Raw genomic sequence first — 13,435 nt, forward strand, 5'->3', positions numbered from 1 at the left:
TTCCTTCGGACAGGAAGGAAACTTTCTTTTCATTCGATGCAAACTATAAACGCAAGCTTTGATTATATAATTGCAAGCTTCGTTTTTATAATCAAAGCCTTTGTTTTTATAAACGAAGCTTGCGTTTATAGATTACGGTTAACGAAAAATAAGTTTATATGCTGATAATAAGAAGTTTACAATTAATGAAAGAGAACTTTTCTATTAATGAATGAAAAGTGGGTTATTAAGAGCCTGCTCCGAGTTTTGCCCGACACAGTTCTGAGAGTTGCTTTCGAGTATATTTTCTGTTGTTGTGAGCAGCATGACGGAGACTATGTGACGAATAAAAACTGGTCGGTAAAGCCTATCTAACATAATCTCAGGAAAATTTAAACAGGCTCTTACTTTTGCGGTTCGCTTTCAGCCGGAATGCCGATGAATAAGAGGTTTCAGAGCGCCTGAAGAGGCTGAAGGCGAAATCTTGCAGAAGAAGTCGTTTTCGGCCGCAACTATCATGCTTGTTGGAGAAAGGCAGTCCTGCCCGTACTATATGCTCACCTATTGGAGTGTTTCGGAACCTTCCGGATATGTACCTTTAGCTCTGGAACCGAAGATTAGGACTTTTTCCATGTTGGCATGTTGGCGAAACACACTAAATAAAATTTAAACAGGTTTTAAATGATTTTTTTGAAAAATATCCCTTAATTTGTATTGTGGTTAAAATATCTATATTTATATTTGCAAAATCAATATTGTTCACATAGGGATAGTTTTTATTTTAATGTGATGGATATTTTGAGAAGATATAGCTTTATTGTTAGATTAACTACAAGTTTATAGAATGAATTGTAAAGTTGCATTATACGTGAGTACAAGAGTGAAGGATTTATTTTATTCACGTTTATTAATTAAAAAGAGAGACTCTTTTTAATTAACCGGTAAATGCGGCTTGTCTCGGATTTCTTACCGAACTTCGATTTTTCCCCCTGTTAAAAACCCGACAGTCTTTGGTGTACAACCCAAGTATTGATTAATTATTAAATTTATTTCTTATGCAGAAAAAGAACTACAAAAAGGGCATGAAGTGCTATTCTTTGTTGCTGCTTGGAATGATGCTGTTTTTCGTAGGCAGTGTTGCTAATGCGCAAAAACAAGTGGATTATCAGACAACAAGAATCACTGTTAAGGCAACGAATGAAGCTGTGGAGCAAGTGCTTAATAAAGTAGGAAGCCTTGCTAATGTACGCTTCTTTTACAATCATTCGGAATTGGATTTTCTTAAGAACGTGACGATTGATGTGAAAGATATGGAGCTGAGGAATGTGATTTCTGTCATTTTTGCAGAACATCCCGTCAGCGTTGCTTACCAGCCTAACCGCACGATTGTGTTGCGTAAAGCTGTAAAGCAACAGAAGGACATGCAAAAAGTGTCAGGTGTAGTAATCGATGCCCAGACCGGCGAACCTCTTGCCGGCGCCAGTATTGTGCTGAAAGAGCAGAAGGGCGTAGGTGTGACTACCAATATAGACGGACAGTTCCATATCGAGATGCTTCCGGGCAGCGCCACTGCCTTGCTGTTCTCCTATGTGGGTTACCAGCAGGAGGAAGTGCGGCTTGCCAACCGTGACTTGAGCAAACTGAAGGTGAAACTGACACCGATGGCGAACGAGATAGAAGGTGTTGTGGTGACCGGTATGGCTCCCCGTAAGGCGGCGGGATTTACCGGACGTTATGTGACGGTGAAGGCGGACGATCTGAAACGCATAAATCCCAACAACCTGTTGGAAGCACTTCAGGTCTTCGACCCCAGCTTTCGCATCGTAGACCAAAACCAGTACGGCTCCGACCCGAACCGCTTGCCTGAGTTTAATTTGCGTGGTGACGTGCAGTTGGGTTCCAGCAGTGCCAGCTCTTTCAATATGATGATGGGCGACTATTCCAATCGTCCCAATATGCCGCTTTTTATCCTCGACGGTTTCGAGACTTCATTGCAACGTATCGTAGACATCGACCCTGAGCGTATCGAATCCATTACGATTCTGAAAGATGCGGCGGGTACTACCCTCTATGGCTCAAAGGCTTCCAACGGCGTTATCGTGTTTGAAACGAAGAAACCCGCTCCCGGAAAACTGAACATCAGCTACAGTGCCAATATCGGTATTTCCGTGCCTGACCTTTCGGACTACGATTTGATGAATGCTTCGGAAAAATTGGAGTATGAACGTGCTGCCGGACTCTTCAATTCGGTGAGCCTGATGAACTATTACAATGAAAAGAAAAAAGAAATTCTGCGCGGAGTAGATACATATTGGTTGTCGCAGCCGCTTCGTACGGCAGTGACACATCGCCACACGCTGCATCTCGAAGGCGGCGATGAAGCGGTTCGCTATAGCTTGGGTGTGAACTACGGCAATCAGTACGGTGTAATGAAAGCCTCCGACCGCGAGAATATGGGATTGTCTTTCAATCTGCAATACCGCTATAAGAACTTGAATATCAGCAATTCTCTTTCTATCGAAAACACCGAAGGAAACAACTCTCCTTACGGGGCTTTCTCAGCCTACAGCAAGATGAATCCCTATTATCGCCTGACCGACGAAAACGGTAAATACCAACGTATCATCGAGACGAAGCCCATGCCTTCGGGTACCGCGCAGCAGGTGATTACGAACCCGCTCTACGATACGCAGTTCCCATACAAGGACATGAACCGTAACTTTAGCGTGATTGACAATTTCTCTTTGGAATATTTCCTGTTGGAGAATCTGCGTGTGCAGGGACAACTCTCCTTTACCCGTTCAAACGGCCGTAACGAGCAGTTCCGTTCTGCCAACCATACCATGTTTGCTAAGGAAGAGGACATCACCAAGCGCGGTTCCTATGAACGCAACCTCGGCGAGTCCACCAGTTGGGACGCCAATGCTTCTGTCAACTACAACCTCGTTCGCGACAAGCACGGACTGTTTGTCAGTGTGCGCTGGAACGTATCCAACCGTGTGAGCGACGGTGTAGTGCTCTCGGCAAAAGGATTCCCCAACGACAACATGACCGACTTCTTGTATGCACATAAGATGGAAGACCGTGTATCCGGTAGCGAGAGTACACAACGCAGTGTGGGCGTACTCGGTTCGCTCAACTATATGTACGACCGTCGGTACTCCGTAGACGTGAATGTGCATGGCGACCTTTCCTCACAGTTTGGTAACGATACGGGAATGGCACCTTTCTGGTCTACCGGTTTGCGTTGGAATATGCACGAAGAGAAATGGCTGAAAGGCACCCCCGTCTCCAACTTGGCACTCTATGTCAACATCGGTACCACCGGTTCGCAAAGCTACTCGCCCTATCAGGCAAAAGAGACTTATTCCTACTCCGACCTGATGTTCCCTTATCCCTCCGGCGATACGTTGGGAGCGCAGCTTATGGGATTGGGCAATCCTTCTTTGGGATGGTCGAAAACCACCAGCAAGACAGCGAGTGCGGAATTGGGCTTGTGGAACGGCAGACTGAACTTTACAGGTTCTTACTACCATAATTATACGGATGCGATGTTGCTGGAGAACAACGTACAGCCTTCTACCGGTTTTGCTTCCGTTACCCGCAACGTGGGTGCCGTGTTGAATGAAGGCGTAGAGTTCTCTCTGAGCAGTCTGCTGATTAATGATTACAAGCGTCAGATTCAGTGGTCGGTAGGTATCAATGCTGCCCACAACCGCAACGTTATCAAGAAGCTATCCAACGAACTGAAGAAGATGAACGAGAAAAACCTGAGCGAACGCAACGGCACGCCGCCTGTCTATGAAGAAGGACAGTCTACCTCCGTGATTAAGTTGGTTCCTTCGTTGGGTATCGACCCTGCCACGGGTAAGGAGTTGTTCCTCACACGCGACGGAGAGAAAACCTTTGTGTGGGATCCCAAAGACAAGATTGCCGTAGGAGATACGGAACCGAAGATTCGTGGTGCCATCAGTTCTTCGCTCACCTGGAAACAACTGACAGCCGGATTGGCTTTCACCTACCAGTTGGGAGCCGACCGCGTGAACGAGACATTGATTAATAAAATCGAGAATGCCGAAATATCCAACAACGTAGACCGCCGTGCGGGGGGACCCGACCGTTGGAGCACGACAAACCGTTATGCCAAGTATAAAGGAATGGGGCTGTATAGCCAGAACACCCCGTCCAGCACACGTTTCTTGCAGAAATACAATGAATTTGCGTTGAACTCCATCTCTGTGGGGTATCGTCTGGACCCGAAACAAATCAAATTCCTGAAAACTTGCCGCGTGGCGAGTATGTCGCTCACGGCTTCCATGCAGGATATTTTCCATTTTTCTACAGTGAAACAGGAGCGAGGGCTGGATTACCCCTATGCAAGAAGTTTCAACCTGTCTGTGTCTTTATTGTTTAACTAATCGAGGGAGAAAATATGATAAAGAATATAATTATAGGGATGAGTATGGTACTCTTTGCTGCCGGCTTTGCCGGTTGTGCCGACTGGGTGAATGTGACCCCGAAAGACCAGGTGGAGAGCGATAAACTGTTCAATAGCGAACTTGGTTACAAGAGTGCCCTTATAGGTATCTACGCACGTATGACGCTGGACGAAACATACGGTAAGAGCATGACATACGGTTCGGTGGAATTCCTGGTGCAACGGTACGACAACTACGGAAGCAATATCCCCACCGAAGAACAACGCGCACAGCGCTACGACTACAAGAAGAATGAAAGTGCCAAGAATATGGTGAACGGTCTGTGGGTAAACCTCTTCTGCACCATCGGCAACATCAATAACCTGCTGCAAAACCTTGAAAACGGTGGCAGGAACATCGTCACCACCGACGGATACTGGACATTGATGAAAGGGGAAGCCTTAGGGCTTCGCGCGTTTCATTACTTCGACCTGCTCCGTCTCTACGGCCCTATCTATAGCGAAGACCCGGAAATGGCGTGTCTGCCCTGGCGTACGGAGTTTAACGACGAAGCCAAGTCATTGCTGCCCGCCAGTCGCATTGCCCAGAACATTCTGCACGATTTGGAGGAAGCGGAAGAACTGTTGAAAGACGACAACCTCCACTACCAGAACAATCTTGACGATGTATTCTTGGGATACCGCAAGCATCGCATGAACAAGATGGCGGTGAAAGCCTTGATGGCACGTGTCTATTTATGGATTGGCGACAAAGCCAATGCGGCGTTGAAGGCTAAGGAAGTGATTGACGGATGCGGCTTTACGCTTGCAATGGACAATACCAAAGATGTTTCTCTCTACGAAGAGACGATTTTCGGATTGGGACGCGACGATATGGAGACGAAAGTAAAGAACGACTGGGCGGAACTGACCAGATATGCCAACGAGCTTTATATATCCAACGACAACTGCGACCAGGTATTCAACAAGCAGAACATAGGTATTAATGACATCCGTTACAAAAACGGATACGGATTCATACATGGAGAAAACGGAAGAATGTGCCGCAAGTATCTGGGACGCGAAGTGGAATATAAAGAGAAGATTCCTTTGATTCGTTTGTCGGAAATGTACTACATCCTGGCCGAAAGTGTCAGTCTCGAAGAGAGTGTCACCTATATCAACCTGGTGCGCAACGCACGCGGAATCTCGCGTTCCAACAATCTGGTAGCCAATGACGCCTACGACGAACAGGCCCGCCGGGATGCATTGAACGAAGAGTATCAGAAAGAATTCTTCGCCGAGGGACAGTGGTTCTATTTCCTGAAACGTCACAACTACCGTACGTTCTGGCGTTGTCCCAGCACGATACCGTCTATGACAAAATATTATGTGTTGCCTACGCCCGACGACGAGATTGAATACGGAGTGGGAGCACAGGAATGATTTTGGTTTCATTAAAATGAATAAGCAATGAGAAAAAATATATATCTATTTTTATTGGCAGGACTGTTCACCGCTTGCGGAGAAGACGATTTGATTCGTTACAGTCTGGAAAAGGATGGCCTGCAATTCTACACGGGTGAAGACAGTAAACTGATTCCGGGTGATGCTTCGGATTTGGACCGCATTTTCAATTTCGCCACCGCCACCTATCAGGAAAGGAAAAAAGGCGACGAACGCGAAGAAACCTATTACTATGGTGACAATCTGGAGGCGTACACATACGAGAAAATCTATATGCAGATCCAGGGATTCCCTTCTCCCGATGAGCGCCCTTATAAGTTGAAAACGATAAAACTGGAAGATGAAGAGAGTGATTTTGTTCCCGAAGTAATCTTTGAGCCTTACTATAGCGTGGCTCCCGAACAGGTGAGGGATACCATCAAGTTCACCATTGTGCGCCCGAAGAACGAACGGGGCGAATTTATGCGCGGCACTTATCGTTTCGGTATTACGATTGATACGGAAGACAATCCCTTCTTTCAGGAAGGGGTGACGGAGCAGAACGTGCTCGAGGTAACACTGAAAGACATCTATGAGAAACCCGACGACTGGGATGCACGCGAAGAGTGGTTGGGAGCTTTCGATGAGGAGAAGTATGCGTTTATGCTGACCTATTCACAACGTCCGTTTGTGCGTAGCAACGATTATATGTGGAACAAGACCGATAAATACAACCAGGAGTTGGTTGCTTATCTGAAGGAGCATCCCGAAATGGCGACACGCTTTGCCACTGAGATTCCCGATATGCCTAAGACTGTGTGGTGGAAAGGAGATGTCGAAACAAACTTATTGGGAGCTTATTCCCGCGAGAAGTTTGACTTCATACGGAGCGTCATGGGCGAGGAAGAGTTGTTGGAAAACGATAAACTTGTCTATTGGAATCTTATTTTCCGCGAAAAAGTGGCGGCGGATGCCGGCTATGAGTTCCCGGTCAATCAAAGTCGTGCCGGATGGTGGAACAATCAGGCCTTGGGCGAATGGGCTGTTGACAAGCAGGAGTTTGTGACAAGAACAATTTTTGAAACTTGCAAGTTGAACAATGTGCCCGAAGATGCATGGGAATATGTGCCTTCCGTAATACGTTTGAATATAGATGCTTATAATACGGCTCATCCCGGTGCTCCGTTGGGCTTATCGTTTCCCGAAGATAATTTGGTGCCCGAATGGTGGGAAATGCGTCAGGAATTGTTTGGCGAATTTTCTTCAATCAAAAGAGATGTGATTGTAAAGGCACTGTTTGAATATAACAGAGATACTTCTTGGGAACCGGTGAAGGGTATTCCTCAGTTAAAGAATCCTCAACTTACCAATGCCAATTTCTCATTAGGTTATATGCCAAAGATTAAAAATGCGATTGCAGCTTACAACAAAACACATCCGGACACCATGATTGAATTGCCGATAGTAAAGCCTGCATGGTGGAATCAGTCGTTCTTGGGTGATGAATATAATGAGAAAAAAGAAAATTTTGTGAAGGGAGTTATGTCTCAGTATGGGTTTTCTGGTACTCCAAATCAACAGACAGTGTGGAATCAATGGAATATCATATTCCGGTATGAAGCGAAGCGGGGAGGAGATGAGGATATTGTATTCCCGGTACTGGACGAATCTCTAATTAAGCCTTCTTATTGGGATAAATATAAATATTTGGGTGAGTATTCCGAATCGAAATTAGTGTTTACATGGATGACGCTTTTACCAAAATGTTATGGTAGCGTAGATGAGTATGCACTACGTAATGGGTATTGGCACCCATATACTCAAGAAGGTGTATATAAAGTATTGGTAGAGGCTTATAATGCAAACTACACAACATTTATGAATCGTTATGCATCATCCAACCCCGAACCGTTTGAATATCCGGCAACTTTCCCCGGTAACTAATAAACTTGAATGATATGAAAAAAAATATTCAGATATGGCTATTGGCAGCCCTCCTCCTGATGGGGGGGCTTGCCGGATGTTACAATGATAAAGGTAACTACGACTATAAAGAAATCAACGAGGTGGAATGCTCCATCAAGGCAGCCATCAAAGGAGGAAATGAAATTGTGATTAACGAAATGGGGAGCAGCCGTTGCAAGCAATCTCCTATTGATGTAGTAGTTGTCTATACTCCTGTCATTTCGCAGACGATGGCTCAGAATGAGGAGAATCTCGTTTATGAGTGGAAAGTGACCAAAGCAGGCGAAAAGGCTGTTCTTATTACAGACAAAGTATTGGAATTGGAGTTTCCTGCCAATACAGCGACTTCTTACAGCATTGTGTTTAGCGTGACCGATGAACTTACCAATGTAAGTTTCTACAAATCTTTGAGTATCAGTACATCGCAACCTTATATCAACAGCTGGTTTGTATTGAATGAAAAAGAAGGTGTACAACAGTTGTCGGTAATAGAAGAACCCGATTCTGTGAATTCCATCATCTCTTTTGACGGATATGGCGATTTGGGTCTTTCCAAGTCGGAAGATATAAAAGTAATCCGCGATGCAACGCATTTGATTTACTCTCCTACGTTAGACCGCAAGAATGCCGTAAATCCGGAAATTCTGCAACTGATGTCAAAAAATGGTGTTTGGCGGACAAAACCCAGTACGCTCTCCATGACTGCTATGAAGTTGCCGAGTGTGGTAGAGGCCAACAAACTTTCGCTGGTGAATGGTATTGACGGAAGCGTGGCGTGTCTTTCTACCGTCATTGTGGACGAACGTGGACAAATGCACTATTGCTACGATGGTGAAACATATGAGATGATTGAACCTTACAAAACCCCTTATAGCACGGGAGTGCTTGGTCATAATTTGGGCGAATCCGGACAGATTGCCATATGGGACAATGAAGAAATGGCATTTGGATACGCAGACATCAGAGGTGGCAAGGCTGAATTGAATTTTATCTATCAGTATGTAGAAGGGCTTAATGACACGGAGATTGTGTGGATGGGACCTGAGTATGGTGATGGAGACGAGAGTAAGAATTCATTGGGTATCGCCATCGCCCGTCACAAGGATACGCAGGATTACGTCGTTTACCACTTAGGACGGAATGATGATAAAGAGTATGCAGTGACCCGCAGCGATGCTATCGGACAGTTGGTGGGCGGCAATGCGGTTTCTCAGTTTGCCACAGCACCGTATGCGTTCCTACAACAGTTCTTCTACATTTCAGGAAGCAAACTTTATCGTTGCAATGTCAGCAATGGTGAGTCGGTGGAGATTTATGATGCGGAAGGTACGATTTCAAAGATGAAATTCAGAATCTTGAATGAGAACATAGGGCGTCCTCACGAAATGCGTATGTTGGGTATGGCTGTAGAGAAAGAAGACGGCACATGGGAGTTGCATCAGATTGAACTTACCATTGCCGGAGACTTAAAGGAAGATAGCGTGAAGAAATTTGCAGGGTTCGGAGCCATCAAAGACTTCTGTTTCTCATTCCGTAATACAGCATCTAATTAAAAAGAATAAAATTTAGTGTGATTATGAAACGTACATTATTATATAGCTTACTGTTGCTTGCGTTGACTGCTTGTCAGGATTACATCACTCCGGAAGTGCCCAAAGATGATTTGTCTTCATGGATGAACGAGGAAGGGCTTGTGAAAGGAGAGGTCTATGTGAAGTTCAAGCAACTGGACAAAGATTTGCAAGTAGTGGCTACTCGTAGCGGTGAGGTGGAAACCGGCAACAAAGATTTGGATGCCGCCGCCGTGAATATAAAGATGCAGCAGATGGAACGCCTGTTTCCTGCCGGAAAGTATGAGAAGCGCACCAGAAAGGCAGGATTGCATCTGTGGTATAAAGTGAAGTTTGACGAAGCCGTCAATGTGGGACAGGCAGTGGATGCTTTTTCCGCATTAGACAATGTGGCTTGCGTGGAGCCTGTGGGCAAGTTGGTGCCTGTTGCGGTGAATCCGCCTAAGGATACTTATTTCGGTTCTCAGTGGTATTTGCACAATACAGGTCAGATTGGTATGATGGAAGGTGCGGATATCAAGATTCTGGATGCTTGGGAACTGACTTCGGGAAGCTCGGATGTGATTGTGGCTGTGATTGATCAGATTGTCGATTTTAGACACATGGAATTGAATCAGTGTATGTGGCGAAATGACGAGGAGGATGAAGATGGCTATGTAGACAACGATGGCAACGGCTATGTGGGCGACTACTATGGATTGGGAGTAAACAACAATACCATTCTCAGCGATGATAAAAGTCATGGAACACACGTAGCGGGAATAATCGGTGCATCTACAGTTACCAATAATTATTTCGATCCTAATGGTATTGCAGGTATAGCCGGCGGTGGTTATCCGATGTACAATCAGGGAGTCCGCATCATGACCTGTGACTTTTCTTATGGCCCTGCCGCCATTAAATATGCGGCGGATATGGGAGCGGTGATTTGCAATAACAGCTATCATGTCGGTACAGGGCAGGCAACCATACAGGCTTTTCAGGAGGCTGTCGACTATTTTGTGGAATATGCAGGTTGTGATGAAGACGGCAATCAGGTAGGTCCGATGAAAGGTGGCTTGGTGATTGCGGCTGTTGCCAACGACGGCGTGAAGAAGGATGCGGTAATTCCCGCCTCTTTGAATCATGTGATATCCGTAGCCAGTGTAAATCCCCGTTTTCAGAAGAGTAGTTTCTCCAACTACGGTTCGTGGGTGTCTATCTCGGCTCCCGGCGGTGGTGGTGATGAAGTTCCAGCCGAATACGATTGGAATACTTGGGCAATCTGGAGTACGGTGAACAATAACGCTGTCAAACCTATGGTCGGCACCTCTATGGCTTCGCCCGTAGTGGCGGGAGTAGCAGCGTTGGTGGTCTCTTACTTGAAAGACAAGGAAGGCGGACTCACTGCCGAAGAGGTGAAACATCGCCTGTTGCAGAATGTCACTCCCATTGCAGAATACAATCCCGAATACGAAGGAATGATTGGCACAGGTTGTGTCAATGCGTACGGTGCTTTGACGGGAGCCATGAACTGGCCGCCTGTTATCAAGCTGGTTTCGGAAGGACTGGATATAGAGACAGATAAAGTACTTTACTACGACGAAGAAGTGAACTACGTGTTTGAACTGAGCGACAAGGAAACCGATACAGCCGGCCTTACCTATGAGGTGGACGACCCTGCCGGTATCTTTAAGCAGACTTTCGCAGATGGAAAACTCACTCTTTCCCTGCACAACAAGGATATTCAGCCCGGTTCGTACAAAGTCTCCCTCTCCGTGACCGACCAGGGAGTCGGAGGAGAAGAGCACCTCAACGTACAGACTACCACTACCGCTTTCACCGTTCGCCTGTTACCCGAAGTACACAAGGAAACAAGCATCGAAAACACGAACACCGAACTGACGATTGGTGCAAGCGCCACCTTCAGTGGCAAGGTGACCGCACGGATATACGACACGCTCGGCAACTTGGTGCTCGAACAAGTGACGAATATCTCGCTCAGCTCTCCCGGCAAAATCGATATCTCCGGATTGAGTGGCGGTATGTATGTCGTGAAACTGACGTGCAACAATAAAACGATTACTAAGAATATCATAAAACTGTAAGAGTATGAAAAATATAAGATATGGCTTGATGATGTTGCTCTTGTGCGGAGCAACCGCTACCTTTGGACAGGGTGATAACGGAGCGGCTTTGTTTCCCGAACTGACGCCCGATGTGCGCGGTGTAGGAATGGGCAACAGTGGGGTGGCTTCTTCGGCAAACGCATTCTCCATTTGGAGAAACGCTGCCAAGAATGTTTTCTCGGACCGAAAGGCGGAAGTGGCCTACAGTTTTACGCCCTGGATGCGCGAATTGGCTTCAGGCAGCAATCTGCACGCTCTGGCAGGCTATTACGGGTTGGACGACAAGCAGGGAATCCAGGCGGGTTTCCGCTACATCAACCGTCCGGATGTGGAGCGTGCGGGTGCGGTCTATACTCCCAAAGACTGGAGTATTGACTTGGGATATGCACGCAAACTCACCGAAGGACTGTCCGTAGGTGCAACGGCACGCTTCGTACGTTCCGCTCTTTTCGACAATGCAGCGGCAAACGGAGTGGCTTTCGACCTTGGCGTCTATTACCAACAAGCATGGCGCAATAACGACGACGCCCGTTGGAGTTTGGGTTTGCAGGCTTCCAACTTCGGTACGAAAATGGATTACGGATACGGTAAGTATAAGCAGCCCGCCAAAGTGAATGCCGGAGGAGGTGTTGACTATGCATTCAACGACAACCACCGTCTGCAAGGCACGCTCGAAGTGGGCTACCGCGTATGGCCCGGCGGTTGTTGGGAGGGTGCCGTTGGAGCGGAATACACGGCGTTCAAGCTGTTTTCTGTACGCAGCGGATACCACTATGGAGAAGAAAACAACCGTATGCAACGCTACGGTACCATCGGCTGCGGCGTGCATTACAGTATGCTACGTGCCGACTTTGCCTTTATTATTCCTGAGAAAAACAGCTTCCTCAAGAATACATGGCAGGTGTCGTTGGGAGTAGCCTTCTGAACTGGAGTTGAACTAAGAAATAATGAATAGATTAATGTATATGATAAGAAGAATTTTAATAGGATGTGTTTGTCTGTTGTGCAGTGTCGCATGGGAGACAGTGCAAGCTAAAAAAACTGTGTTAAGTGCCGAAATCTACGGCTATCGGGCAGAGATGGTCTATTTTGACTGTTTCCAGACCCCGTTGCTCCGACAGGAGTTTCATACCAATCCGGGCGAGGAGCATATTTACTCGTTTGATACAGAACGGATGGTGACGTTTGCCATCAACGGCAAAACAACCGTTTTATTGATGCCGGGCGACAGCCTGCACGTCAACCTTCGTTACGAAGGCAAGCAGGTGCAGGCTGTGGAGTTCAGCGGAACGGCAGAAGCGGTAGCGCAAAACCGCCTGTTGCGCGACATCGCTCAGTTGAAACGCACCATGCGCTATAAATCACAGCTTCTTGCTTGCATCGCTGTAGATGTGAAGCCGAAAGAGCGTTTCGAAGCATCGCGGGTACTGTTGGAGCAGAGCCGCAAACTGTTGGAGAAAGCCGGCAAGGAGATTCGTCCCGAAGTGAGCAGCTACATCTTGGCAGACATTGAAGGAAGTGTATATAATTCGTTTATGGAATATCCGGTGATGTATGCCGAAACCCGTCGTTTGCCGATTGAGAAACAGGAAATCGGTGACTATTGGTCGGTAATGGACGGCTATAGCTTGCGCACGGACAAGAACGCCTTGCAGTCTCTGGATTATATCGGGATGCTGATGCGCTATATGTTCTTCGTTAATGAGAAGAAGGCGCACGAGTCGGGTACAACCTACACGCGTCCTACTTCCTTCGAAGAGGGATACCGCGCGTATGCCGCATTCTATACGGGCGATGTAAGGGATGTGGTGCTTTATACGATTATCTGCAACTTTATTCGTAACGGAAAGAATCTCGACCGCATAGATGATGTAGTGAAGGAGTATAAGAAGAAATACAACCGGAACAAGGAATATATACATATTATAGAAACACTTTTACAATAAATA

7 protein-coding genes are annotated in these 13,435 nt (G+C 46.5%); all 7 read left to right on the forward strand.

Features of this window, described 5'->3' with window-relative positions; genetic code table 11:
• Positions 1–1,034: 1,034 nt before the first annotated feature.
• From A4V03_RS01260 to A4V03_RS01290, 7 genes are read left to right on the forward strand one after another with little or no spacing between them, the layout of a single operon-like run.
• Complete coding sequence (locus A4V03_RS01260; protein WP_065537649.1) at positions 1,035–4,397, forward strand: SusC/RagA family TonB-linked outer membrane protein; 3,363 nt, start codon at positions 1,035–1,037, stop codon at positions 4,395–4,397.
• A 14-nt stretch (positions 4,398–4,411) separates the two neighbouring features.
• Positions 4,412–5,842, forward strand: a complete 1,431-nt coding sequence (locus A4V03_RS01265; protein WP_228099440.1) for a RagB/SusD family nutrient uptake outer membrane protein — start codon at positions 4,412–4,414, stop codon at positions 5,840–5,842.
• A gap of 27 nt (positions 5,843–5,869) precedes the next feature.
• Positions 5,870–7,786 (forward strand): DUF4843 domain-containing protein, encoded by a 1,917-nt coding sequence (locus tag A4V03_RS01270; protein WP_065537650.1) that lies wholly within the window; start codon positions 5,870–5,872, stop codon positions 7,784–7,786.
• Between the two features lie 14 nt (positions 7,787–7,800).
• The gene (locus tag A4V03_RS01275; protein WP_065537651.1) at positions 7,801–9,360 is read left to right on the forward strand and encodes a PKD-like family lipoprotein; all 1,560 of its coding nucleotides are present in this window, start codon (positions 7,801–7,803) and stop codon (positions 9,358–9,360) included.
• 23 nt (positions 9,361–9,383) lie between these two features.
• Positions 9,384–11,465: a S8 family serine peptidase gene (locus tag A4V03_RS01280; protein WP_065537652.1), complete on the forward strand. Its 2,082-nt coding sequence runs from the start codon at positions 9,384–9,386 to the stop codon at positions 11,463–11,465.
• Between the two features lie 4 nt (positions 11,466–11,469).
• The gene (locus A4V03_RS01285) at positions 11,470–12,411 is read left to right on the forward strand and encodes a PorV/PorQ family protein (RefSeq protein ID WP_065537653.1); all 942 of its coding nucleotides are present in this window, start codon (positions 11,470–11,472) and stop codon (positions 12,409–12,411) included.
• Positions 12,412–12,451: 40 nt separating this feature from the next.
• Complete coding sequence (locus tag A4V03_RS01290) at positions 12,452–13,432, forward strand: hypothetical protein (RefSeq protein WP_228099439.1); 981 nt, start codon at positions 12,452–12,454, stop codon at positions 13,430–13,432.
• Positions 13,433–13,435: the final 3 nt, after the last annotated feature.

Origin of the sequence: Bacteroides caecimuris, from assembly GCF_001688725.2 — a bacterium.
Lineage (GTDB): Bacteria > Bacteroidota > Bacteroidia > Bacteroidales > Bacteroidaceae > Bacteroides > Bacteroides caecimuris.